This window comes from Achromobacter sp. AONIH1, from assembly GCF_002902905.1.
In the GTDB taxonomy this organism is placed as follows: Bacteria; Pseudomonadota; Gammaproteobacteria; order Burkholderiales; family Burkholderiaceae_B; genus Achromobacter.
The window spans coordinates 2,264,662-2,288,044 of record NZ_CP026124.1 but is presented as its reverse complement, the minus strand read 5'-3'; the positions used below and the strand labels follow the sequence as shown (position 1 = coordinate 2,288,044).

Sequence of the window (23,383 nt, the reverse complement as noted above, 5' to 3'; positions counted from 1 at the left end):
GATTGTGGGAAGGAGCGCTATTCGTGGGAAACCGGCATGTTGGAAGATTCCCAGTCGTTCCGAAAGGTGTACGATGGAACAATATTTGTGGCGGATTGGAATAAATGGCGCTACGCAATCTTGATGATCTTGTCGTCTTTTTGAAGGTGATCGACTGCCAGAGCTTCTCGGCTTCTGCCCGTGCGCTGGATCTCGCGCCAGCGACGATCTCCAAGCAGATTGCTCGTCTGGAAAAGGCCTTGGGCGCGAGCCTCTTCGAGCGCAATACCCGTCGTCTGAAGATTACGGAAGAAGGCCGGGCCGTTGCCGAGCGAGCCCGACAGGCGCTCTCTTTGCTGGATGAGGCATGCGACATCGCGCGCCAGGGCTCAGACGATATCCGGGGCCTGTTGCGGATTACCGCGCCCGTCCCATTTGGCGGTCGGTATGTTGCCCCGGCTATCGCGGCATTTCGGGAGCGGTACCCGCATGTCAATTTCGAGCTTCAGCTCAGCGACCATGTCGTGGACCTTTACAGTGAGGACATCGACCTGGCCATTCGCTGGGGCCGGCTTACAGATTCGCGGTTAGTCGCTCGGCGATTGGCGACCAGCCGACGCATTCTGGTGGCTTCCGCCCAGTACCTGCGCCGCCACGGATCGCCCGAGCACCCCCAGGAGCTCGCTGGTCATCCGTGTTTGCTCTTCGCCTACCCCGGCGTTCGTCAGAACCGCTGGTCTCTCCTGAAGCGCGCAAGCAGGGGGCGACCTGTTGAGGTGGAGGTCTCCGGCCCTCTCAGCAGCGACAACGGTGAAGCGCTGCGCTCCTGGTGCCTTGCCGGTCTAGGTATCTCCCTGCGCGAGAGTTGGGATGTCGCGGAGGATTTGCGTGCCGGGCATCTGGTTCGGGTGCTGCCAGACTGGGAAGAACCAGGTTCGCCGATCAGTGCGGTTCACGCTCGACGGGAACCATCCCCCCGGCGTCTTTCCGCCTTCATCGACTTTATCGTGGACACGTGGCGCACTGGTCCGTGGGATGAAATCTGATGATGGGTTTGTGCCGGTCAGGTTCATGCCGCCGACCGTTGCAGAAGGGAAAAATGCGCTCGCATCGGATAGGCCCCGCTCAATTCCGCGGCTGCAGAAAATCCAATCCGCAGCAGCGTGGCAGGCGACCCATGGCAATGTGATGCCTCCTAGCGCAGTGCAGCGAAATACTGCGCCGGAGGCTGCCCCAGCGCCTTTTTGAACATGGTGATGAAGGCCGTCACCGAGTCATAGCCGAGATTGCCCGCGACTTGTTGCACCGTTGCCCCGCCGCGAGCTGCCGCAAGGCAACCATGAGGTGCAATTGCTGACGCCAGCGGCCAAAGGTCAGCCCGGTTTCCCGCTGCACCAGTCTTGCCAGCGACCGCTCGCTCATCGCTAGCACGTGCCCCCATTCGGTGAGCGTGCGCCTGTCAGCCGGGGCCGCGCCTTCAGCGGCGTGCGATCAACGTCCGTGGGAGGTGGGCTTCGGCAAATCGGCTTTCGGAAAAATGTTGTGCTCCACGTCCAGCCAAGCCGGCTTTTCCGCATACATGTCGGCCACCACTTGCTTGACAGCGTCGATGTACCAGCCGTTGTCGTTGATCCGGTGGGTCAGAATGATCGGCGAGGTCGCCCGCGTGTCGTCGATCAGGCGGTAGTGCAGGTCGTTGCGCAGTCGCGCGGAGGCGGGGATGAGGCAGATCCCCGACTCGGCAGCGACCAGACCCAGCGCGGTCTGGATCTCGCGCACCTCGTGAATCTCTGAGGGGCGGATGGCCTGGTCATTGAGCAGGCTCAGAATGTGGTCGGCAAAGCTCGGGCGCGGCTCCTTGGGATACACGATGAGCTTCTGCCCCTCCAGGGCCTTGAGGGTGACCTGCTCGTCACCTTCGGTCAGTGGCGACCCCGGCGGAAGCGCCAGGACCAACCGCTCTTCGCGCAGGACGATGCGTTCCACCGACGAGTCGTTGCTGCGAATGCGCCCGAAACCCACATCGATGCGCCCCGACTTCAGCGCGGCGAACTGCTGCATCGAAGTCAGTTCCACCAGTTGGATGTCCACGTCGGGATAGCGCTGCCGCAGTTTGCGCACCAGCATGGGCAGGCCGCCGTACAGGGTGGAGGCGACAAATCCGATGGACAAGGTTTGGCGCTGATTGAGGCCGATCTGCCGGGTGGTGTTCTTGAGCTGGTCGAGGCGGTTGATGATCTGGAGCGCTTGTTCGTAGAAACTGCGTCCAGCCTCGGTCAGGCGCAGCGGTCGGCTGTTGCGCAGCAGGAGCTGCACGCCCAGCTCCTCTTCGAGCAGTTGAATCTGCCGGCTCAGCGGGGGCTGGGCGATGTGGAGCTGTTCGGAGGCGCGAGTGAAGTTGCGCGTGTTGGCTACGGCGACGAAGTATCTGAGCTGGCGGACATCCATAAGGGAAAACCATATATAGGCATGGATAGGGATTTATAAGTCATTGATTTATATGTATCCGACCAGAAATTATACCTTCTAGGTATCGAATTAGACAAATTTAGTGTTGGGCGGAACGCATGGCCTGGCGTCCAATCGGGGCCATGGAAAACACACAACGCTTTCAAGTTTGCGCGGCTCCGGCGCTCATCGAGCGGGTGGAGACCTTCTTACTGGATCTGCCTACGATCCGTCCCCATCAGTTGTCCATGGCGACGATGAACGGCCAGACCCTGATGCTCGTTCGTCTCTACTGTTCGGACGGCACCGTGGGGGTGGGCGAAGGGACGACGATCGGCGGGCTGGCCTACGGCGCCGAATCGCCCGAGGGCATGAAGCTGGCCGTCGATACCTATTTCGCGCCTCTGCTGATCGGCGCGGATGCCAGCCACGTGCCCGCCATCATGGCCAAGCTCAACAAGGCCATCCACGACAACCGCTTTGCCAAGTGCGCCGTAGAGACGGCGCTGTTCGACGCGCTGGGGCAGCGCACGGGTCTGCCGGTGTCCCAACTGCTGGGCGGCCGGGTACGCGACAGCCTGCCGGTGGCCTGGACGCTGGCTTCGGGCGATACGGCCAAGGACATTGATGAGGCCGAGCGCATGCTGGCGCAGCGCCGCCACAACATCTTCAAGCTCAAGATCGGCCGCCGTGCCGTGGATGCCGACGTGGCTCACGTCGCCGCCATCAAGAAAGCGCTGGGCAATCGCGGCGCCGTTCGGGTGGACGTGAACATGGCCTGGAGCGAACTCGAAGCCCAGCGCGGCTTGGCCGGGCTGGTCGACGCGGGATGCGAGCTGGTCGAACAGCCCGTGGCCTCTGCCGACGCGCTGGCGCGCCTGAAAGGCCGCTTTGCCATTGCCGTGATGGCCGACGAATCGCTGACCGGCCCGACCTCGGCATTCGCCCTGGCGCGCGTCGCGGGTGCCGATGTATTCGCGGTCAAGACCGAACAGTCCGGCGGCCTGCGGGCAGCCCAGCAGGTGGCGGCGATCGCCGACGCGGCCGGCATCGAACTCTATGGCGGAACCATGCTGGAGGGCGCGATCGGCACGATCGCCTCGGCGCATGCATTCGCCACCTTCCGCGATCTGCAATGGGGCACCGAACTGTTCGGCCCCTTGCTGCTGACCGAAGAAATCCTTGCCCAACCCCTGCAGTACAGGGACTTCCAGCTCGCCGTGCCGACGGGGCCGGGCCTGGGCATCGCACTGGACGAAGACCGCGTCCAGTTCTTCCGCCGCGACAGGAAGCAGGGCGCCGCTGTGGCGGCAGCCCAGCCCGCCGCGACCTTCAATTGACCCACGTTTTAACCCACGATCCGAAGAAGGAGACAGCGATGAGCGTCCAAATTTTCAATACTCCCGAGGTGCAGGACTTCCTGCGATTGGCCAGTGGCCTGGACCAGAGCGGTGGCAATCCGCGCGTCAAGCAGATCGTCCACCGCATCCTGTCCGATCTCTACAAGACCATCGAAGATCTGGAGGTCACCTCTGACGAGTACTGGGCGGGCATTGCCTATCTGAACCGGCTCGGCGCCAGCGGCGAGGCGGGCCTGCTCTCGCCCGGCCTGGGCTTCGACCGCTACCTGGACATGCGCATGGATGCCGAGGACGCCGCCCTCGGGATCTCGGACGCAACGCCGCGCACCATCGAGGGCCCTCTGTACGTGGCTGGCGCTCCTGTCGAGCACGGCTATGCGCGGCTGGACGATGGCAGCGACAAGGAAGGCCATACCCTGATCATGCACGGCACGGTCCGCGGCGCGGATGGCCAGCCGCTGCCCGGCGCACAGGTCGAGGTGTGGCACGCCAATACCAAGGGCTTCTACTCCCACTATGACCCCACGGGCGAGCAAAAGCCGTTCAACATGCGTCGCACCATCATCACCGACGCCCAGGGCCGCTACAAGTTCCAGAGCATCGTGCCCAAGGGTTATGGCTGTCCGCCCGACGGCCCCACGCAAGGCCTGCTCAACGAGCTGGGACGCCACGGCAACCGCCCCGCTCACATCCACTTCTTCGTCACTGCCGATGGCCACCGCAAGCTGACGACGCAGATCAACATCGACGGCGACCCGCTGGTCTTCGACGACTTCGCCTATGCCACCCGCGAAGGGCTCGTGCCCCCGCTGGTCGAGCACACCGACCAGGCCAGCATACAGGCCGAAGGGCTCAATGGTCCTTTCGCCGAGATCGTCTTCGACATCTCGCTGACCGCCCTGGTCAACGGCGTTGACAACCAGGTCGTCAACCGCCCCCGCCTGGCGGCCTGATCGGGCCCGCCTGACACCCTGACCGCCGTGGCGCTGCGTGCGCCATGGTCGGGTGGTCGATTTCTCTCTCCCCTACAGAACCGCGACGTGGATCGCGGGGGATGGCTGCACACCAAGGAGACCCATCATGAACACCGCCGTATGCGCAGACAAGTATCAAGACGTCGATAAGCTGCTCGAAGACGCGCTGCAGGACGACAAGGAAAAAGGCATTTTCAGGTGCCGTCGAGACATCTTCACCAATCCTGAGCTGTTCGAGCTGGAGATGAAGCACATCTTCGAGGCGAACTGGGTGTACCTGGCGCATGAGAGCCAGATCCCCAACGTCAACGACTACTACACCACCTCGATCGGCCGCCAGCCCATCATCATCACCCGCGACAAGGCGGGCCAGCTCCACGCCGTCATCAACGCCTGCGCGCACAAGGGCGCCATGCTGTGCCGTCGCAAGCACGGCAACAAAGGCAGCTTCACCTGCCCGTTCCACGGCTGGACGTTCGGCAACAGCGGCAAGCTGCTCAAGGTCAAGGACGAGAAGACCACCGAGTACCCGGTGGCTTTCAACAAAGACGGCTCGCACGACCTGACCAAGGTGGCGCGTTTCGAGAGCTACCGGGGCTTCCTCTTCGGCAGCCTCAATGCCGATGTGCAGCCGCTGGAAGACTACCTGGGCGAAACCCGCGTCATCATCGACCAGATCGTGGACCAGGCAGCCGATGGCCTGGAAGTGCTGCGTGGCAACTCCAGCTACATCTACGACGGCAACTGGAAGATGCAGATGGAAAACGGCTGCGACGGATACCACGTCAGCACCGTCCACTGGAACTACGCGGCCACCATGGGCCGCCGCGCCGAAGGCGGTGTCAAGGCCACCGATGCCAACAACTGGAGCAAGGCCAAGGCGGGCGTCTACGGTTTCGAGAACGGCCACATCCTGCTGTGGACCAACACGCTCAACCCCGAGGTGCGCCCGATCTGGAATCAGCGCGAGGCGCTGGCCGAGCGCGTGGGCCAACAGCGCGCCGACTTCATCGTCGGCCAGACGCGCAACCTGTGCCTGTACCCCAACGTGTTCCTGATGGACCAGTTCGGCACGCAGATCCGCGTCGTGCGGCCCCTGAGCGTGGGCCAGACCGAAGTCAGCATCTTCTGCTTTGGCCCCAAGGGCGAAAGCGCCGAAGACCGCGCCATCCGCATCCGCCAGTACGAGGACTTCTTCAACGTCTCGGGCATGGGCACGGCCGACGACCTGGAGGAGTTCCGTGCCTGCCAGGCCGGTTATGCCGGATCGGCCGTGCGCTGGAACGACCTGAGCCGCGGCGCACCGCTGTGGATCGAAGGGCCGGATGAGAACGCCAAGAAGATGGGCATGAACCCCTTACTGTCTGGCGAGCGCAGCGAGGACGAGGGCTTGTTCATCTGCCAGCACCACTACTGGGCGCAAGAGATGCGCAAAGCCGTACAGCAAGAGCGCGAAGGAGCACGGCCATGAGCACGGGAAACCAAGCCGACTACGGCGCGATCTGCGCCTTCCTCTACCGCGAGGCACGCCACCTGGACGAGCGTGAGTGGGAGCCCTGGCTGGAACTGTACGCCCCCGATGCCGAGTACTGGATGCCGGCCTGGGACGACGACGACCAGTTGACCGAGGACCCGCAAAGCCAGATCTCGCTGATCTACTACCCCAACCGAAACGGGTTGGAAGACCGGATCTTCCGTATCAAGACCGAACGCTCCAGCGCCTCCATGCCCGAGCCGCGCACCAACCACATGCTCACCAATGTGGAGGTGCTGGGCGAGCGCGACGACGCCGTGGACGTTCGCTACAACTTTCACACCCTCAGCCATCGCTACAAGCTCACCGATCACTTCTTCGGCACGATTTACGTGACGCTGCGCAAGGTGGAGAGGGGCTTTCTGATTGCTCGCAAAAAGATCGTTCTCAAGAACGACTACATCCGCCAGGTGATCGACATCTATCACATCTGACGGGCAAGGAGACCACGATGAGCAGCTATCGAATAGCCCTGAATTTCGAGGACGGTGTCACCCGTTTCGTGGACTGCGGCGCCAATGAAAAAGTGCTGGATGCCGCATTCCGCAACCGCATCAATCTGCCTATGGACTGTTCCGACGGCGTGTGCGGCACCTGCAAATGCCGCGCCGAAAGCGGCACCTACGACTTGGGCGACGACTACATCGAGGACGCGCTGACCGAGGACGAGGCCGCCGAGGGGCTGGTGCTGACGTGCCAGATGGTGCCCAAATCGGACTGCGTGATTGCGATTCCTGTGCCATCCACCGCATGCAAGACCGGCACGGCCCAGTTCAGCGGAGCGGTCGCGGCCATCACGCCGTTCAGCGACGCGGCCTACGAACTCGCGCTTGACGTGCCGGAGGATGCGCCGGCGTTCCTGCCGGGGCAGTACGTCAACATCAACGTGCCGGGTAGCGGGCAGCACCGCTCCTATTCGTTCAGCTCTGCGCCGGGCGCGCGCCGCATGACGTTTCTGATCAAGCACGTGCCCGGCGGCCTGATGAGCGGGTGGCTCGCAGGTGCCGCATCCGGTGCGTCCGGCGGCGCGCTGGAGATGACCGGCCCGCTGGGCAGCTTCTACCTGCGCGCCGTGACCCGCCCGTTGCTGTTCCTTGCGGGCGGCACGGGACTGGCGCCTTTCCTCGCGATGCTGGAGGTGCTGGCCAACCAGGATGCGACGCAGCCCGTGCACATGATCTATGGCGTGACACGCGACCAGGATCTGGTACTGGTGGAGCGGCTGCAGGAGTACGCCCAGCGCATTCCCGGCTTCACGTTCACCACCTGCGTGGCAGACCCCGCGACGTCGCACGAACGCCAGGGCTATGTCACCAACCACATGCCCGCGCAAGCGCTGCATGGCGGCAACGTCGACGTGTACCTGTGCGGCCCGCCGCCCATGGTGGAGGCCGTGCAAAAGCACTTCAAGGCCGAAGGCATCACACCCGCGAACTTCCACTACGAGAAGTTCACCCCCAACCAGCCAGCGGCTTGAACGGAGCGAAGCATGACAAAACGCTTTGAAGGCAAGGTCGTGATCGTGACCGGCGCGGCCCAGGGTATCGGTCGCGGCGTGGCGCTGCGCGCCGCGGCCGAAGGCGGCCGGGTTCTGTTTGTCGATCGCGCCGAATTCGTCACCGAAGTGGCGGCCGAGGCACCGGGCGGCAACACCGCGGGGCTCATTGCCGATCTCGAAACCTACGAGGGCGCTCGATCGGTCATGGCCTTTGCCGCAGAGAAATTCGGCGGCATCGACATCCTGATCAATGGCGTGGGCGGTGCCATCCGCATGCGTCCGTATGCCGAATTCGAGCCCGAGCAGATCGACGCCGAGATCCGCCGATCGCTGATGCCCACCCTCTACGCCTGCCACGCCGTGCTGCCGCACCTGTTGGCGCGCGGAGGCGGGACCATCGTCAACGTCTCTTCCAACGCCACGCGCGGCATCCGCCGCGTGCCGTATTCGGCGGCCAAGGGGGGCGTCAATGCGCTGACGCAGTCTCTGGCGATGGAGTACGCGCCGTACAACATCCGCGTTGTGGCCACCGCGCCAGGCGGCACCAACGCGCCGCCGCGGCGCGTGCCGCGCAACGCGGCCGGCGACAGCCAGCAGGAACAGGCGTGGATGCGCGAGGCGGTCCAGCAGGTGACCGAATCGAACTTCTTCAAGCGCTACGGCAGCCTGGACGAGCAGGTCGGGCCGATCCTGTTCATGGCCTCGGACGAGGCTGCCTACATCACGGGCACGGTACTGCCAGTGGCCGGGGGCGACAACGGCTGACCACCTGCTCACGCACACAGAACACATACAGGCGCCGCCACGCCGACAAGGAGACTCCATGAATGACCGCCAAGCCATCGTTCCGCCCGGAATGGAATCGGTGTACGAAAAGATCGGCTATGCACCGGCGCTGAAGGTCGGCCGGACGATCTACGTCTCCGGCCAGATCGGGCGCGATGCGTCCATGAAGCTGGTCGAGGGCCGCGAAGCGCAGATCACGCAGGCATTCGAGAACCTGCGGCTGGTGCTGGAGGCGGCAGGCGCGTCGCTGGCCGACGTGGTCGACCTCACGAGCTACCACACCGACCTGCGCGACCAGCCTTTGTTCATGCAGGTACGCGACCGCTACTTCACCACCCACCCCAAGCCCGCATGGACCGCGATCGGCGCGCACATGCTCTGCGGAACGCCCGGCTACATCGTGGAGATCAAGGCGGTGGCCGTGCTGCGCGATCCGGCAGCGCAAAACGGCTGAGACATTCGCCCCTTACGGCTACAACAAGGAGAGAGACATGACAACGCTGGAAGTCAATCAGATCATCGACAACGCGCGCTTCACCCGATTCCACTGGATGGTGATGTGCCTATGCGGCCTGCTGCTGATTTTTGACGGATATGACCTGTTCATCTACGGCGCGGTGTTGCCTGTGCTGATGAAGGAATGGGGGCTGACGCCGGTGCAGGCCGGCGCACTGGGCAGCTACGCGCTGTTCGGCATGATGTTCGGCGCCTTCGTGTTCGGCCCGCTGGCCGACCGGATCGGGCGCAAGAAGGGGGTGGCGCTCAGCTTCGTGCTGTTCAGCGCCGCCACGTTCCTGAGCGGCTTTGCGACCACGCCGACCGAGTTCGGCATCTATCGCTTCATCGCGGGCCTGGGCTGCGGTGGCCTGATGCCCAATGCCGTGGCACTGATGAATGAATACGCGCCCAAACGCGCCCGCAGTACCCTGGTCGCCATCATGTTCAGTGGCTATTCGCTGGGTGGCGTGCTGTGCGCGGGCATGGGCATCTACATGCTGCCGCGCTATGGCTGGCAGTCCATGTTCTTCGCCGCGGCCGTGCCCTTGGTGCTGCTGCCCGTCATCGTGTGGAAACTGCCTGAATCCGTGGGTTTCCTGCTGCGCAAGGGGCAGGACGCCAAGGCGCGCGAGATGCTGGGCAAGGTGGCACCGGGCGTTCCGCTGCCTGCCGGTGCGCAATTGGTCATGGCCGACGCCAAGGGCGCCGGCGTGCCGATGTTCGATCTGTTCAAGCAGGGCCGCACGGTCGGCACCCTCATGATCTGGGTGTCGTTCTTCTGCTGCCTGCTGATGGTGTACGCGCTGGGCTCGTGGCTGCCGAAGCTGATGGCCAACGCGGGATACAGCCTGGGATCGAGCCTGTCGTTCCTGCTGATGCTGAACTTCGGCGGTGTGGTGGGGGCCATCCTGGGCGGCTGGCTGGGGGACCGTTTCAGCCTGCCCAAAGTGGTGGTCGCTTTCTTCGCGCTGGGCACGGTGTCCATCGCGCTGCTCGGTTTCAACAGCCCGATGCCCGTGCTGTACCTGCTGATCGCCATCGCAGGCGCCACCACCATCGGCACCCAGATTCTGTTGTACGCCAACACAGCGCAGTTCTATCCGCTGTCCATGCGCTCGACCGGGCTGGGCTGGGCATCCGGGATCGGCCGCACGGGGGCCATCGTCGGCCCGCTGCTGGGCGGCTCGCTGATGGCCGCGGCCTTGCCGCTGAAGATGAACTTCCTGGTGTTTGCCGTGCCAGGCTTGGTGGCGGCGCTCGCCATCGGCGTTTTCATTCTCTGGTACGGCCGCAACCCGGCAAGTGCCCATGCAACAGCCCCGGCTCCACATCCTGCCGCTTCTGGCTCGGTGTGAGGAAAAGAAGAAAGAGGAAGCCCATGATTGATAAGCGTATTCGCAGCGTGGCCCAGGCGCTGCACGACGTGCAGGACGGCGCCACGGTTTTGGTGGGCGGGTTTGGCACTGCCGGCATTCCGGGCGAACTGATCGACGGCCTGATCGAGCAAGGCGCCAAAGACCTGACCATCGTCAACAACAACGCCGGCAATGGAGACCATGGCCTGGCGGCGCTGCTCAAGACGGGGCGAGTACGCAAGATCATCTGCAGCTTCCCGCGACAGGCCGATTCATGGGTCTTCGACGAGCTGTACCGCGCCGGCAAGATCGAACTGGAGCTGGTGCCGCAGGGCAACCTGGCCGAGCGCCTGAGGGCGGCCGGGGCCGGCATCGGCGGTTTCTTCTGCCCGACCGGCTACGGCACCGAGCTGGCCAAGGGCAAGGAGACCCGTCAGATCAATGGCCGCTGGTATGTCTTCGAGCAGCCCATCCACGGCGACGTGGCCTTGATCAAGGCCGAGCGCGGCGACCGCTGGGGCAACCTGACGTACCGCAAGGCCGCGCGCAACTTCGGCCCCGTGATGGCCACGGCCGCACGGACCACCATCGCAAGCGTCTTCGAGCTGGTGGACCTGGGCCAACTGGACCCCGAGACCATCGTCACGCCTGGCATCCATGTGCAGCGCGTGGTGCAGGTGCCGCGCGTGAAGACCGAAGCCGGCGGCTTCAAGGCCTGACCCAGAAAGGACCATGGCATGACAAGCTATCAACGACGCACCAAGGACGAACTGGCGCAGCGGATCGCGCAGGACATTCACGATGGCGCCTATGTGAATCTGGGCATCGGCATGCCCACGCTCGTGGCCAACCATTTGCCCGAAGGCGTGGAGGTGGTGCTGCACAGCGAAAACGGCATCCTCGGCATGGGGCCGGCGCCTGAAGCCGGTCACGAGGACTACGACCTCATCAACGCGGGCAAGCAGCCGGTGACGCTGTTGCCCGGTGGCGCATTCTTCCACCACTCGGACAGCTTCGCGATGATGCGCGGCGGCCACTTGGACATCTGCGTGTTGGGCGCGTTCCAGGTTTCCGCCACGGGCGATCTGGCGAACTGGAGCACGGGCGAATCCGGGTCCATCCCCGCCGTGGGCGGCGCGATGGATCTGGCCATCGGCGCCAAGCAGACCTGGGTCATGATGGATCTGCTGACCAAAAAGGGCGAAAGCAAGCTGGTGCAGCAGTGCAGCTACCCGCTCACCGGGCTGGCCTGCGTCAAGCGCGTCTATACGGACCTCGCGACCTTTGCCTGCACGGCGGATGGCCTGCAACTGATCGACGCCGTGCCCGGTCTCAGCCGGGAGACGCTGGAAGGCATCGTCGGACTGCCGATCGCGGCCGCAAAGGGGGCTGAGTGATGTCTACGGTATTCATCTGCGATGCCATCCGCACACCGTTCGGCCGCTATGGCGGAAGCCTGTCTTCCATTCGCCCCGATGATCTGGGGGCGGTGGTGCTGCGGGCGCTGGTGCAGCGCAATCCCGGGGCAGACTGGGGTTCCGTGGATGACGTCATCTTCGGCTGCGCCAACCAGGCGGGCGAGGACAACCGCAACGTGGCGCGCATGGCAGCGCTGCTGGCGGGCCTGCCGCTGGAGGTGCCAGGCGCCACCATCAACCGACTGTGCGGCTCCGGGCTGGATGCCATCGGCACCGCGGCGCGTGCCATCAAGTCAGGCGAGACAGGCCTGATGATCGCCGGTGGCGTTGAAAGCATGAGCCGCGCGCCGTTCGTCCTGCCCAAGGCCGAATCCGCGTTTTCCCGCGCCAACTCGATCCAGGACACCACCATCGGGTGGCGCTTCATCAACCCGGTCATGAAGGCCTTGCATGGCGTGGACTCCATGCCGGAGACCGCGGAAAACGTCGCGGTGGACTTCGCGATTTCCCGCGAAGACCAGGATCGCTTCGCCCTGCGCAGCCAGGCCAAGGCCGCCGCGGCGCAGAAGGCAGGCTTCTTCGCTGCCGAAATCGTTCCGGTCGCCGTGCCTCAGCGCAAGGGCGACGCGCTGCAGGTCGCCGTGGACGAGCATCCGCGCGAGACCACGCTGGAGGCGCTCGCGAAGCTCAAGCCGGTGGTCAGGCCCGATGGCTCGGTCACAGCCGGCAACGCCAGTGGCGTCAATGACGGCGCCTGCGCTCTGCTGCTGGCCAGCGAATCTCAGGCCGCCCGCCACCATTTGACCCCGAAGGCCCGCGTGCTCGGCATGGCGACCGCAGGGGTTCCCCCTCGCGTCATGGGCATCGGCCCCGCGCCTGCCACGCGCAAGGTGCTGGAGCAGACCGGCTTGCGGCTGGAGCAGATGGAAGTGATCGAGCTGAACGAGGCGTTTGCGTCCCAGGGGCTGGCCGTGCTGCGCCAATTGGGCTTGCCCGACGACGATCCGCGGGTCAATCCCAACGGTGGCGCAATTGCATTGGGGCATCCGCTGGGTGCCAGCGGCGCGCGCCTGGTCACGACGGCCATCAGCCAACTGCACCGCAGCGGCGGCCGTTATGCGCTGTGCACCATGTGCATTGGCGTGGGCCAGGGCATTGCCCTGGTCATCGAGCGCGTTTGAGGAAAGTACCGTGAGCAATAAAGCCTTTCAGTTGAAAACCCCCCGCGGTGAATTCAGAGTGGCCGTCGATGGCGATGAAGCCGCCCCGGCGCTGATTCTGAGCAACTCCCTGGGCACGACGTTGGAGATGTGGGAGCCGCAGGTCGCGGCGTTCTCCGCTGGCTACCGTCTGATCCGATACGACACCCGCGGCCACGGCGGCAGCCCGGTCACGGCCGGCCCCTACAGCTTCGATGAACTGGGCCAGGACGTGCTGGCCGTGCTGGATGCGCTGCGCATCGAGCGGGCCGCGTTCTGCGGCATATCGATGGGCGGCCATACCGGACTGTGGCTGGGCATTCATGCCGGCCCGCGCCTGAGCGCCATCGCGGTCTGCAACAGCGCCGCGAAGATCGGCGCCGAAGCGGCCTGGCGCAAGCGCGCTTCCATGGTGCGCAGCGGCGGCACGGTTGGCATGCGGACGCTGGCCGATTCCGCACCGGGCCGCTGGTTCACCGACGGCTTCATCCAGGCTCAGCCCGCGACCGTGCAGCGCGCGCAGGAGGGGATCGCCGGCATCGATCCCGAAGGTTATGCGGCGTGCTGCGAGGCGTTGGCGACGTCGGACCTGCGGGCCGATATCGGCCACATTGCCGTGCCCACGCTGCTGCTGGCAGGCGCCTCCGATCCGGTGACGACGGTGGCCGACGCCCAGGCCATGCAAGCCAGCATTCCTGGCGCGCGCGTGGCGGTGGTGCAGGCCTCCCACCTCTCGAATCTGGAAGCGCCTCAGGCGTTCAACCAGGCGGTGCTGGATTTCATCTCCGGCACCGCGGCGGCCTGATTCCACGAGTACTTCATACAGAAAGGAAATCCCATGCTTTACCTGGTTCACATGATCGTCGACATCCCGTCCACCGTGCCGGCCGAAGAAGCCGCTCGCATCAAGGCCGAGGAAAAGGCTTACTCGCAAGAGCTGCAGCGCTCTGGCAAGTGGCCCCACCTGTGGCGCGTGGTGGGCGAGTACGCCAACTACAGCGTGTTCGATGTGGAGAGCAACGACGAACTGCACGATACGCTCAGCAAGCTGCCGCTGTTCCCGTTCATGAAGATTTCGGTGACGCCGCTGGCCAAGCACCCATCCTCCATCAAGTGAAGTGGACGCGGGATGTTTCTGAACCGGCGAACGCTTGCTCTGCTGGCCGCGGCCCTGGCGTTGCCTGCTGCGGCGATGGCCCAACCGGCGGCCCCTTGGCCCGTCAAACCCGTCAGGTGGGTGGTTCCCTTTCCACCGGGTGGTGCCATGGACGTGATCGCGCGCACCCTGGGAGACCGGGCGGCGCGCGAACTGGGCCAACCCTTCGTGATCGAGAACCGGCCCGGCGCGGGCGGCAACATCGGCGCGGACTATGTGGCCAAGCAACCTGCTGATGGCCACACGATCATGATCACCTCCATCGGCATGGCGACCAACAAGGCGTTGTACGCCAAGCTGAGCTACGACCCGGTCAAGGACTTCGCCCCCATCAGCCTGTTGGCCGTGGTGCCGAATGTACTGGTAGTCAATGCGGCCAGGACCCCCGACAAATCCGACAAGGACGTGGTCGACCATGCCAGACGCGAGCCGGGCAAGCTGACCTATGCGTCGGCGGGCAATGGCACGTCGATCCATCTGGCGGGCGAAGTATTCGCGTCCCTGGCCGGACTGGACATCGTGCATGTGCCTTACAAGGGCAGTGGTCCGGCGATGACCGACATGCTCGGCGGTCAGGTGGACCTGATGTTCGACAGCATCACATCGGCGCGACCGCACATCCAGTCGGGCAAGTTGCGCCCCTTGGGCGTGACCACGGCCAGACGTTCGTCTGCACTGCCCGATGTGCCGACCATTGCCGAGGCCGGTGTGCCTGGCTATGAGGTCTCGCCTTGGTTCGCGGTGTTCGCGCCAGCGGGGACGCCGGCCGATGTGGTCGCAAAGCTGAACAAGGTGCTCAACGACGCCATGAGGCAGCCCGAGACACTGAAGAAGCTCGAAGGTGTGGGGGCCGAACCCATAGGCAGCACACCGCAGGAGCTGGCAACGCATCTGCACAAGGAAATGGATCGCTGGGGCCAGCTCATCAAGGAGCGCGGCATCCGCATGGATTGAAGCCCTGTTTCACCCGCAAGGTCGTCCGAACCCGCACTGCTCGCATACCCGAGCACCCGATTGAAAGGAGATAGCCGTGAGTCAGTCACAGACATTCCTGCCCGCCGAACTCTGGAGTAGCCGCCTGTTTGCCGGCCGGTGGCGAGAAGGCGCCACGACGGCCGCCGTGCTGGAACCGGCCACCGGCACCGAGTTGGGCCGCGTTGCGCTGGCCGACCCGGCGCTGATCGCCAGCCAGGCCGCCGAGGCCGCGCAGGCGCAGAGGACCTGGGCGGCACTGCCCTACGATGAACGGGCTCAGGTTCTTCGCAAGGCGGCACGGCTTGCCGAAGAGCACGCGGACGAGATCGCCGGCTGGGTGGTGCGCGAGAGCGGTTCCATTCAGATGAAGGCCGGCTTTGAAGTCGCCGTGACGATCAAGGCGCTGCACGAGGCCTCGGGCCTGCCCTCGCGCAGCGCCGGTGAGGTCTTGCCCTCCGAGCCGGGGCGGTTGAGCCTGGCGCGTCGCCGTCCGCTCGGGGTGGTGGGCGTGATTCCACCGTTCAATTTCCCGCTGTACCTGGCCATGCGCGCGGTGGCGCCCGCGCTGGCGCTGGGCAATGCCGTCATCCTCAAGCCCGACCCCCGCACGGCCGTGTGTGGCGGTATGGTGATCGCGCGCCTGTTCGAACTCGCCGGGTTGCCCGCTGGGGTGCTGCAGGTGCTGCCGGGCGATGGCGCGGCCGGTGCGGCGATGACCAGCGACCCGAGCATTGCCATGATCCAGTTCACCGGCTCAACCGCCGCCGGGCGCAAGGTCGGCGAGGCAGCCAGTCGCCACCTCAAGAAGGTCTCGCTGGAACTGGGCGGCAAGAACTCGCTGATCGTGCTCGACGACGCCGATTTGGACCTGGCCATCGCCAACACCGCCTGGGGCGTCTATCTACATCAAGGGCAGATCTGCATGTCCGCCGGGCGGGTGCTGGTGCAGCGCGGCATCTACGAGAGCTTCGTGCAGAAGCTCATCGCCAAGGCCGGCAGTCTCAAGGTGGGCGACCCCGTCCAGGGCGACGTGCACATCGGCCCGCTGATCAATGCCGTCCAGCGCGACAACGCCCTGCGCATCATCGACGCGGCCACCCAGGCGGGCGCCGTGGTGGAAACCGGCGGCACGCATGAAGGGCTGTTCCTCGCACCGACGGTGCTCAGCGGCGTGACGCCGGACAACCCCGCCTTCCACGAGGAGATCTTCGGCCCCGTCGCGGTGGTGATCCCGTTCGACAGCGACGAGGACGCAATCCGGCTGGCCAACGACACCGAGTATGGGCTGTCGATGGCAGTGCTTTCGCGCGACGTCGGGCGCGCGCTCAAGCTGGGCGAATCCTTGCGCACCGGCTTGCTGCACATCAACGACCAGACCGTCAACGACGAGGTGGTCAATCCGTTCGGTGGCGTCGGCGCCTCCGGCAACGGTAGCAGCATCGGCGGCGCGGCCAACTGGGAGGAGTTCACCCAGTGGCAGTGGCTCACGGTCAAGGGACAGGCACCCGCCTACCCGTTTTGAGGAGGAAGACACCATGAATGCAAAGACAGAATTGCGCAGCATCACGGCGGCCGTGGTGCGCGCCCCGCAGCAGCCTTTCACTATCGAGCCGGCACGCATCCGTGCCCCGCGGAAAGACGAGGTGCTGGTGCGCGTGGTGGCCACCGGCCTGTGCCACACCGACCTGATCGTGCGCGATCAGTACTATCCGGTGCCCCTTCCCGCAGTGCTGGGCCACGAGGGCGCGGGTGTCGTCGAGGAAGTTGGCCCCAACGTCAAGAACCTGAAGGTCGGCGACCACGTCGTACTGACCTATGGTGCCTGCGGCCATTGCGACCCGTGCGCCAGTGGCCACGAAGCCTATTGCAAGGACTTCTATCCGCTCAACTTCGGCGGTTGCGATGCTCACGGCCATACAGCGCTGCAAACCGCTGATGGAGAGCCGCTCCACGATCACTTTTTTGCGCAATCCTCGTTCGCCACGTACGCATTGGCGAGCGAAAACAATGCGATCCAGGTTCCGGCCGATGCGCCACTGGAACTGCTTGGTCCCTTGGGCTGCGGCATCCAGACCGGCGCGGGCGCCGTGATCAATTCGCTCAAGGTGCGCGCGGGCAGCAGCTTCGCCGCTTATGGCGCCGGGGCGGTCGGCCTGAGCGCGGTCATGGCGGCGCGCGTGGCCGGTGCGACCACCATCATCGCGATCGACGTCGTGCCGTCACGGCTGGAACTGGCAAAGGAACTGGGCGCCACCCACACGGTGAACAGCAAAGAGGTCGATGTCATCGAGGCCGTGCGCGAAATCACCAATGGGGGTGCCGATTTCGCGCTCGAATCCACCGGGCGGCCGGAAGTGCTCGAAGCCGGCATCGATGCGCTGGGCGGGCTGGGAACCATGGGCATCGTCGGCGCGCCCAAACTGGGCACCCGGGCCAGCTTCGACATCAACAGCCTGCTGCTGGGCGGTCGCAGCATCCGCGGCATCGTCGAGGGCGACAGCGTTCCCCAGGTCTTCATCCCGCAACTGGTCAAGCTCTACCAGCAGGGCCGCTTCCCATTCGACCGTCTGGTGAAGTTCTATCCGCTGGAGCAGATCAACCAGGCCGCCGAAGACAGCACCAAGGGCATCACGCTCAAGCCCATTCTGCGCATCGCCGACGCCTGACCGGGAGCGCAGCCAACGCCGGCGTATCGGCTTGTTTCATTCGCACAGGCATGGCGGCGGCCAGGTTCCCCTGCGCCGCACGCCATGGGCACAACGATGACTTCTGATTCTCAATGGTCGATTCCAACATTGATCGACAACGAACGGCTGGGTGCATTCCAGTGGCGGGTATTGATTCTCTGCTTCGCCATCGCCTTGTTCGATGGCTTTGACACGCAGGCCATCGCGTTCACCGGCCCGGCCATCCTCTCGGCCTTCGGTCTGCCGGCTGGCTCACTGGCCCCGATCCTCACGGCCGGGATCGTCGGGATGACGATCGGGGCGATGACATTGGGCATGGTCGGGGACCGGATCGGGCGCAGGCCGACCATCATGCTGAGCCTGGCAATCTTCGGCGCAGCCACACTGGCGACGGCCTGGGCCGCCGACACCCGGCAAATCCTGGTGCTGCGCTTCATCGCAGGCCTGGGCATGGGCGGATGCACGCCGGTATTGCTTGCGCTGGCGGCCGAATACGGGCCCGCCCGGCTGCGGGGCGCGATCATGACCGGCGTGCTGCTGGGCTTGCCTGCCGGTGCGATGCTGGGCGGCTTGCTGGCTGCGCGCATGCTGCCCCTGATCGGATGGGAAGGAATCTTCATCGTTGGCGGTGCCGTGCCGCTTGCGATGCTGGTGCTGATCGCGCTTGTGCTGCCTGAATCGCTGTACTACCGGGCCACGCGCGGCGATGCCCAGGGGCAGCGGTATATCTCCAAGGTGCTGTCCAAGATCGTGACCCGCACTTTGCCACCCGAAGCGCATTTCACGGTGCCGGAGTCCGCGGTCGCGCGCGCGAGCGTTCGTGCCCTGTTTGCCGATGGCAATGCGGGCAAGACCGTCGCGATCTGGGCCGTCTACCTGCTGAACTGGGTGGCGTGGTTCATGCTGCTGTCGTGGCTTCCCACCGTGCTCAGGGCAGCAGGTTTGCCCGCAGAGGACGCGCCGCTGGGAACGGTGATCGTCAACGCGGTGTTCATCATCTGCGCGATACCGCTGTCATTGCTGTTGCCGCGTGTCGATACGCGCCGCCTGTTGGCCGCGATGTTCGCGGTCGGCATCGTCGTGGCGCTGGGATTGGGCTTTGCCGGCCAGAACTGGACGCTGGTGTTCGTGCTGGTGGGTACGGCGGGCTTCGGCGTCGGCGGGCAGCAGATTGCCCTGAACTACCTCATCGTGGGCGCCTATCCCACTGCGTTGCGCGCGACGGCCGCTGGGTGGTCCATCGGAATGGGGCGTGCGGGCGCCATCGTGGGCTCCGCCATCGGTGGCAGCTTCCTGGCCTGGGGCGGTCCGCAGGGCTTTTTCATCGCCTTGGCCGTGCCCTTGACCGTTGCGGGGCTTGCCGTCCTGAGCCTCAAGCTCAAACCAGCAGAGGGAGGAGCCCGGCCTTTGGCGTCTCACTGAACGCCTGTTCTCGGTCGGCACCATTCATGGAGTTCAAGCATGGTTCTCTCACCGCCTGGGTAGCCGGATTTCTGGCGGTTCTGATTTCCTACGCGGGGCCGCTGGTCATCTTCATCCAGGCGGCACAAGCGGGTCACATCTCGAATGCGGAACTGACGTCCTGGATCTGGGCCATCTCGATCGGAGCGGGCGTCAGTGGCCTGCTGTTGAGCTGGTGGCTCAAGCTGCCTGTCATCACGGCGTGGTCCGCTCCCGGAACCGCCTTGCTGCTCAGCCTGTTTCCCGACATCTCGATGCCGGAAGTGGTGGGCGCCTATCTCACGGCCGCGGCCATCGTCATCGCGATTGGCGTCACGGGGTACTTCGAAAAGATCGTTGCGTTCATCCCCAAGGGCATTGCGGCGGGAATGATGGCAGGCATCCTGTTCCAGTTCGGCGTGCAAGCCTTCCGCGCCAGCGTGGACATGCCTGTCGTCGTCTTCGCCATGCTGGCGGCGTACCTGATCAGCAAGCGGCTGTGGCCACGCTACGCCATCGTCATCGTGGCACTGACCGGCTTTGCCGTCGCATTCGCCATGGGCACGACCCATCTGCAGGCGCTCGGACTGGAGCTGGCAAGGCCGGTGTTCGTTGTCCCGCAATTCAATATCGGTGTGTTCCTGAGCTTCACCGTGCCGCTGGTGCTGGTAAGCCTGACCGGGCAGTACCTGCCCGGCATGGCCGTGCTGCAGCTTGCCGGCTATCGCGTGCCGTCCCGCGCCGTGGTGGCAGGTACGGGTCTGGCATCGCTGCTGACGGCGTGCTTTGGCGGCATCACCATCGTCCTGGCCGCCATTACCGCCGCGCTGTGCACTGGTCGGGACGCGCACGCGGACCCTGGAAAACGCTATATCGCGGGCATTGCCAACGGGGTGTTCTACCTCGTCGGCGGCGCCTTCGCGGGGACGATCGTGCAGGTGTTCACCGCATTCCCGTCGGCGCTGATCGCAGCATTGGCGGGCTTGGCGCTGATCGGTGCGATCGTCTCCAACATCCGCATTCTCGTGAGCGAGGACGCCTATGTGGAGCCATCGGTCATCACGTTTTTGGCAACAGCCTCGGGAATGACGCTGTTCGGCCTCGGTGCGGCTTTCTGGGGCGTGGTGTTCGGCATGGCCTCGTATTGGCTGTTCGCTCAACCACAGGGTGCGAAAAGGAAAGAACAATGACGAAGGTGGCAACGATGGATACGGAGACTTTTGATATTGCCGAGCGTGATGTGCTGGCAGTTCTTCCCGCACGATCACAGGACTTGGCGCGTTTGCGCGTGCTGGTCCAGCAGCGACCGCAGGCCACGGTAACGGTGATGGGCAAGTACAACCACGGCAAAAGCCGCTTGCTCAACGAACTCCTGGGAAGCGATGCCTTTGCCGTGGCGGACAAGCGAGAGACTGTGGCATTGGCCGAGCACGTCCAGCCGGACGTGCGCTGGTTGGATGCGCCAGGCCTGGATGCCGATGTCGGATTGGCCGATGACGGTCATGCGTACCACGCCGCCTGGCTTCAGGCCGACATTCGCCTGTTCGTCCATGCGGCCAAGGAAGGCGAACTCGATGCTGCGGAACGCACGCTGCTGCATGCCCTCGACGCGGATCAGCAACGCACGCGGCGACGGGCGCTGTTCGTGCTGACCCAGGTGGATCAGATGGCCGACGACGCACATCTGGACAAGGTTGTGACAGCCATCCACGCGCAGGCACCGGAATTGCCGCTGCACCAGGTTTCCTCCACACGCCACCGTCAAGGCGTGGAGGGAGGCAAGAAGCTGCTGATCGAGAAAAGCGGGATTCCCGCTCTTCAAGCGGTGCTGCATGAGGCAATCGCCGAAGTGCCGGCGGCAAGGGTGCACGAGACAGCACTGCTTCTCGGTGAAATCCGGGGCGAGTTGCAATCGGCAAAGTCCGATGCGCAGTCGCGCCTGCAATCGCTGCAAGACACCCAGCACCAGCAGCGTCAAGCGTTCGAACAAGGGTTGATCGAGGTGCTCGACAAGGTGCAGATCGACCTGCAGCCCGTGTTGGAGGTCAGCGGTCCCGACCAGGCGCTGGTGCCCGACTCCTTCGAGAACGCATTCAAGCTCACGGCCGGCAAGCAGGAGCGTGCGCGCATCCAGATCGCCTATTCACGCGCCTGCATTGCCATCAATGCCCACCTGGTCAAGCACGGTGTGGTGGGGCTGCCGCAGGCGCAGCAGACCTCGGTCACCAGCCTGGACACGGTCATGGTCGCGGTGATGGGGGTGTCGGTCAAATACCGCGAGGATCTGCGAAAAATCTTCTGCGAACCGGAGGGACGCGACAGATTGGGCCGCGATTTCGCCCGCTATTTCGAGTTGTCGGACGATCGGCAGGCATTGGCATCTCAGATCGCCCAGTGCGAGGCGGAACGGGTTGCGGCCGATAAGGCGCTGCAAGCGTTGGCCACGCTGGAGGCAGTATGAGTACTGCCGAGCAGCGATTCATGGATGCAGCGGATGCGTTCGGCATCGGCGAGCGCAATCTGCAACCTGCTTTGCAGCAGATGCATGATTGGCTTTCCGGGCTGGTGCAAGCCTTGCACGATGGTTCGCTGAAGCAGGATGGCCTGCAACCCGACGGTGCCCTGGCACGCCAGGTGCAAGCCATCAACGCGAATGTGAAGGCGAGCGAGCGCCGTTGGGCCGACCAATGGGAGAGGCTGCGGCCCGCTCAAGCGCTGGCGCAGACGTTCGACGAAAAGGCCATGCTGCTGGTCTTTGGCAAGTTCAACGCCGGCAAGAGTTCGCTGTGCAATTTCCTGGCCGAGCGATTTCAGCGGCAGGGGCGCAGCGTGCGGTACTTCCACCTGGAAGCCGGGCAGATCGTGGAGACCGCGCAGCGCTTTCGCGAGGGAGCCGTTGAGACCACGGCGCGGCTCCAGGGCGTGTGCCTGGGGGAGAAGCTGGTGCTGCTGGACACCCCCGGCCTGCACTCCGGCACCGATAAAAATGCGGCGCTGACGCAGCGCTTTCTGGACAGCGCCGATGGCGTCCTGTGGTTGTCCAGTTCGACATCGCCTGGCCAGGTACAGGAACTCGACGAGCTGGCGCGCGAACTGCGCCGCAGCAAACCCCTGTTGCCCGTCGTGACGCGCAGCGACTTCATCGAGGAGGACGAAGTCGATGGTGCCATCGTCAAGTGTCTGCGCAACAAGACGGGGGCCAACCGTGCATTGCAAGAAGCGGATGTGTACGAGCGGGCGAAGGAGAAGCTGTTGTCTCTGGGAGTGGCACCGCAACTGCTGAGAGCCCCGGTGTCCGTGTCGGTGCATGTAGCACGCGAGCAGGAGGAAACGGATGCAGCCATGGCCGACGCAGGCTTTGAGAGGCTCTATGGTGCGCTGCTGGACATCACTGGGCCGGCGCTTGCCTACAAGCAGCGCAAGCCGGCCGAGGTGCTGCTGCACCATCTACAGGAGCATGTGCTGGGCGAACTGAATGCCGAAACCGTGCCCGCCCTGGAAGACCTGGGGCAGGCGGTGAAGGCGGAGGATGCAAAGCTTGCACGGCGCCAGGCGCGCATGGTGCAGTCAGCCTGGCGTGAGATCATTCCAGAGCTACCAGCATTGCTGGAACGCCATGCCAGTATGGGCGAGATTCAGAAAGTGTGCGACGAGGTGACTGCTCGGCTTGAAGCCGCGTTTGTGCGGCAGGTCAATGAACAACTATCCGACTACGTGCTGTCTGTCCCAACGTCTCCAAGCATTACGCCTGCTGAATGCATCGGCGGGGAACCTCTTTCCGTCGCAAACCAAGCTTCCTATGCAGGCAAGACAGACGAGGCGATCCGGCAGACAGTCGCCATGGAGGATCTGGATCACGAGGGGCTGTACAACGCGCTGGAGCGCGCGGTTCGTACCCGTCTGATGGACATGGCGGCTGGCGCTGTGCATCCGTGTAGTGCGGCGCTGCGGAGGCTGGAGGAGAGTGCCCGACGCATGCAGGAGTTGTTGGAGTCCAGCGGGCAAAAACTGCACGGGATTCAAGAGGCCCTGCGTGTATAAAACTGGCAAACATCGCCTACACTGTGGCGACTAG

General features: G+C 64.5%; 22 protein-coding genes and 1 pseudogene. 21 read left to right on the top strand and 2 right to left on the bottom strand.

What is annotated here, in order from left to right; all coding sequences use genetic code 11:
- Positions 1-104: 104 nt before the first annotated feature.
- Positions 105-1,025, top strand: coding sequence for a LysR family transcriptional regulator (locus C2U31_RS10490; RefSeq protein ID WP_103272792.1), 921 nt, complete (start codon positions 105-107; stop codon positions 1,023-1,025).
- A 149-nt stretch (positions 1,026-1,174) separates the two neighbouring features.
- On the opposite strand, the pseudogene C2U31_RS10485 reads toward C2U31_RS10490, so the two are convergent.
- Together C2U31_RS10485 and C2U31_RS10480 are read right to left on the bottom strand one after the other, a co-directional pair.
- Positions 1,175-1,446, bottom strand: a pseudogene (locus C2U31_RS10485) (helix-turn-helix domain-containing protein); the annotation flags it as partial.
- Positions 1,447-1,470: 24 nt separating this feature from the next.
- Positions 1,471-2,427 carry a LysR family transcriptional regulator gene (locus tag C2U31_RS10480; RefSeq protein ID WP_103272791.1) on the bottom strand — a complete coding sequence of 319 codons (957 nt, stop codon included), beginning with the start codon at positions 2,425-2,427 and terminating at the stop codon, positions 1,471-1,473.
- A gap of 143 nt (positions 2,428-2,570) precedes the next feature.
- Between C2U31_RS10480 and C2U31_RS10475 the strand changes: the two genes are divergently transcribed.
- The 20 genes from C2U31_RS10475 (at position 2,571) to C2U31_RS10380 (ending at position 23,349) form a co-directional block, all read left to right on the top strand.
- Positions 2,571-3,767 (top strand): muconate/chloromuconate family cycloisomerase, encoded by a 1,197-nt coding sequence (locus C2U31_RS10475; RefSeq protein WP_103272790.1) that lies wholly within the window; start codon positions 2,571-2,573, stop codon positions 3,765-3,767.
- Positions 3,768-3,805: 38 nt separating this feature from the next.
- Entirely contained in the window at positions 3,806-4,741 is a 936-nt protein-coding gene (catA, locus tag C2U31_RS10470) for a catechol 1,2-dioxygenase (protein ID WP_103272789.1), read from the top strand.
- 127 nt (positions 4,742-4,868) lie between these two features.
- The gene (locus C2U31_RS10465; protein WP_103272788.1) at positions 4,869-6,233 is read left to right on the top strand and encodes a Rieske 2Fe-2S domain-containing protein; all 1,365 of its coding nucleotides are present in this window, start codon (positions 4,869-4,871) and stop codon (positions 6,231-6,233) included.
- Complete coding sequence (benB, locus tag C2U31_RS10460; protein WP_103272787.1) at positions 6,230-6,730, top strand: benzoate 1,2-dioxygenase small subunit; 501 nt, start codon at positions 6,230-6,232, stop codon at positions 6,728-6,730. Before C2U31_RS10465 ends, benB begins: the two co-directional genes overlap by 4 nt.
- Positions 6,731-6,747: 17 nt before the next feature.
- Positions 6,748-7,773: a benzoate 1,2-dioxygenase electron transfer component BenC gene (gene benC, locus C2U31_RS10455; protein ID WP_103272786.1), complete on the top strand. Its 1,026-nt coding sequence runs from the start codon at positions 6,748-6,750 to the stop codon at positions 7,771-7,773.
- A gap of 12 nt (positions 7,774-7,785) precedes the next feature.
- Positions 7,786-8,559: a benzoate diol dehydrogenase BenD gene (gene benD / locus C2U31_RS10450; protein WP_103272785.1), complete on the top strand. Its 774-nt coding sequence runs from the start codon at positions 7,786-7,788 to the stop codon at positions 8,557-8,559.
- A 58-nt stretch (positions 8,560-8,617) separates the two neighbouring features.
- Positions 8,618-9,034, top strand: a complete 417-nt coding sequence (locus C2U31_RS10445; RefSeq protein WP_103272784.1) for a RidA family protein — start codon at positions 8,618-8,620, stop codon at positions 9,032-9,034.
- Positions 9,035-9,071: 37 nt separating this feature from the next.
- Positions 9,072-10,433 (top strand): MFS transporter, encoded by a 1,362-nt coding sequence (locus tag C2U31_RS10440; RefSeq protein ID WP_103272783.1) that lies wholly within the window; start codon positions 9,072-9,074, stop codon positions 10,431-10,433.
- A gap of 23 nt (positions 10,434-10,456) precedes the next feature.
- Positions 10,457-11,152: a 3-oxoacid CoA-transferase subunit A gene (locus C2U31_RS10435; protein ID WP_103272782.1), complete on the top strand. Its 696-nt coding sequence runs from the start codon at positions 10,457-10,459 to the stop codon at positions 11,150-11,152.
- 18 nt (positions 11,153-11,170) lie between these two features.
- On the top strand, positions 11,171-11,830 hold the full coding sequence (locus C2U31_RS10430) for a 3-oxoacid CoA-transferase subunit B (protein WP_103272781.1): 660 nt from the start codon (positions 11,171-11,173) through the stop codon (positions 11,828-11,830).
- On the top strand, positions 11,830-13,032 hold the full coding sequence (pcaF, locus tag C2U31_RS10425) for a 3-oxoadipyl-CoA thiolase (RefSeq protein WP_199770983.1): 1,203 nt from the start codon (positions 11,830-11,832) through the stop codon (positions 13,030-13,032). Before C2U31_RS10430 ends, pcaF begins: the two co-directional genes overlap by 1 nt.
- 10 nt (positions 13,033-13,042) lie before the next feature.
- On the top strand, positions 13,043-13,855 hold the full coding sequence (pcaD, locus tag C2U31_RS10420; protein ID WP_103272779.1) for a 3-oxoadipate enol-lactonase: 813 nt from the start codon (positions 13,043-13,045) through the stop codon (positions 13,853-13,855).
- A gap of 33 nt (positions 13,856-13,888) precedes the next feature.
- Positions 13,889-14,167 (top strand): muconolactone Delta-isomerase, encoded by a 279-nt coding sequence (gene catC, locus C2U31_RS10415; RefSeq protein ID WP_103272778.1) that lies wholly within the window; start codon positions 13,889-13,891, stop codon positions 14,165-14,167.
- A gap of 12 nt (positions 14,168-14,179) precedes the next feature.
- On the top strand, positions 14,180-15,160 hold the full coding sequence (locus C2U31_RS10410) for a tripartite tricarboxylate transporter substrate binding protein (protein ID WP_103272777.1): 981 nt from the start codon (positions 14,180-14,182) through the stop codon (positions 15,158-15,160).
- Positions 15,161-15,284: 124 nt separating this feature from the next.
- Positions 15,285-16,703: a benzaldehyde dehydrogenase gene (locus tag C2U31_RS10405; RefSeq protein WP_369869785.1), complete on the top strand. Its 1,419-nt coding sequence runs from the start codon at positions 15,285-15,287 to the stop codon at positions 16,701-16,703.
- A gap of 13 nt (positions 16,704-16,716) precedes the next feature.
- The gene (locus C2U31_RS10400) at positions 16,717-17,847 is read left to right on the top strand and encodes an NAD(P)-dependent alcohol dehydrogenase (RefSeq protein ID WP_103272775.1); all 1,131 of its coding nucleotides are present in this window, start codon (positions 16,717-16,719) and stop codon (positions 17,845-17,847) included.
- A 96-nt stretch (positions 17,848-17,943) separates the two neighbouring features.
- Positions 17,944-19,290 (top strand): MFS transporter, encoded by a 1,347-nt coding sequence (locus C2U31_RS10395; protein WP_103276333.1) that lies wholly within the window; start codon positions 17,944-17,946, stop codon positions 19,288-19,290.
- 26 nt (positions 19,291-19,316) lie between these two features.
- Positions 19,317-20,498, top strand: coding sequence for a benzoate/H(+) symporter BenE family transporter (locus C2U31_RS10390; RefSeq protein WP_103272774.1), 1,182 nt, complete (start codon positions 19,317-19,319; stop codon positions 20,496-20,498).
- Positions 20,495-21,769 (top strand): GTPase, encoded by a 1,275-nt coding sequence (locus C2U31_RS10385; RefSeq protein ID WP_103272773.1) that lies wholly within the window; start codon positions 20,495-20,497, stop codon positions 21,767-21,769. Before C2U31_RS10390 ends, C2U31_RS10385 begins: the two co-directional genes overlap by 4 nt.
- Positions 21,766-23,349 (top strand): dynamin family protein, encoded by a 1,584-nt coding sequence (locus C2U31_RS10380; RefSeq protein WP_103272772.1) that lies wholly within the window; start codon positions 21,766-21,768, stop codon positions 23,347-23,349. Before C2U31_RS10385 ends, C2U31_RS10380 begins: the two co-directional genes overlap by 4 nt.
- The last annotated feature ends 34 nt before the right edge of the window (positions 23,350-23,383 follow it).

What these genes read in the sequence shown, in the direction of transcription:
- C2U31_RS10490 (WP_103272792.1), top strand. Translation starts at nt 105, where the DNA reads ATGGCGCTACGCAATCTTGATGATCTTGTCGTCTTTTTGAAGGTGATC.
- C2U31_RS10480 (WP_103272791.1), bottom strand. Translation starts at nt 2,427, where the DNA reads ATGGATGTCCGCCAGCTCAGATACTTCGTCGCCGTAGCCAACACGCGC.
- C2U31_RS10475 (WP_103272790.1), top strand. Translation starts at nt 2,571, where the DNA reads ATGGAAAACACACAACGCTTTCAAGTTTGCGCGGCTCCGGCGCTCATC.
- catA (WP_103272789.1), top strand. Translation starts at nt 3,806, where the DNA reads ATGAGCGTCCAAATTTTCAATACTCCCGAGGTGCAGGACTTCCTGCGA.
- C2U31_RS10465 (WP_103272788.1), top strand. Translation starts at nt 4,869, where the DNA reads ATGAACACCGCCGTATGCGCAGACAAGTATCAAGACGTCGATAAGCTG.
- benB (WP_103272787.1), top strand. Translation starts at nt 6,230, where the DNA reads ATGAGCACGGGAAACCAAGCCGACTACGGCGCGATCTGCGCCTTCCTC.
- benC (WP_103272786.1), top strand. Translation starts at nt 6,748, where the DNA reads ATGAGCAGCTATCGAATAGCCCTGAATTTCGAGGACGGTGTCACCCGT.
- benD (WP_103272785.1), top strand. Translation starts at nt 7,786, where the DNA reads ATGACAAAACGCTTTGAAGGCAAGGTCGTGATCGTGACCGGCGCGGCC.
- C2U31_RS10445 (WP_103272784.1), top strand. Translation starts at nt 8,618, where the DNA reads ATGAATGACCGCCAAGCCATCGTTCCGCCCGGAATGGAATCGGTGTAC.
- C2U31_RS10440 (WP_103272783.1), top strand. Translation starts at nt 9,072, where the DNA reads ATGACAACGCTGGAAGTCAATCAGATCATCGACAACGCGCGCTTCACC.
- C2U31_RS10435 (WP_103272782.1), top strand. Translation starts at nt 10,457, where the DNA reads ATGATTGATAAGCGTATTCGCAGCGTGGCCCAGGCGCTGCACGACGTG.
- C2U31_RS10430 (WP_103272781.1), top strand. Translation starts at nt 11,171, where the DNA reads ATGACAAGCTATCAACGACGCACCAAGGACGAACTGGCGCAGCGGATC.
- pcaF (WP_199770983.1), top strand. Translation starts at nt 11,830, where the DNA reads ATGTCTACGGTATTCATCTGCGATGCCATCCGCACACCGTTCGGCCGC.
- catC (WP_103272778.1), top strand. Translation starts at nt 13,889, where the DNA reads ATGCTTTACCTGGTTCACATGATCGTCGACATCCCGTCCACCGTGCCG.
- C2U31_RS10410 (WP_103272777.1), top strand. Translation starts at nt 14,180, where the DNA reads ATGTTTCTGAACCGGCGAACGCTTGCTCTGCTGGCCGCGGCCCTGGCG.
- C2U31_RS10400 (WP_103272775.1), top strand. Translation starts at nt 16,717, where the DNA reads ATGAATGCAAAGACAGAATTGCGCAGCATCACGGCGGCCGTGGTGCGC.
- C2U31_RS10395 (WP_103276333.1), top strand. Translation starts at nt 17,944, where the DNA reads ATGACTTCTGATTCTCAATGGTCGATTCCAACATTGATCGACAACGAA.
- C2U31_RS10390 (WP_103272774.1), top strand. Translation starts at nt 19,317, where the DNA reads ATGGAGTTCAAGCATGGTTCTCTCACCGCCTGGGTAGCCGGATTTCTG.
- C2U31_RS10385 (WP_103272773.1), top strand. Translation starts at nt 20,495, where the DNA reads ATGACGAAGGTGGCAACGATGGATACGGAGACTTTTGATATTGCCGAG.
- C2U31_RS10380 (WP_103272772.1), top strand. Translation starts at nt 21,766, where the DNA reads ATGAGTACTGCCGAGCAGCGATTCATGGATGCAGCGGATGCGTTCGGC.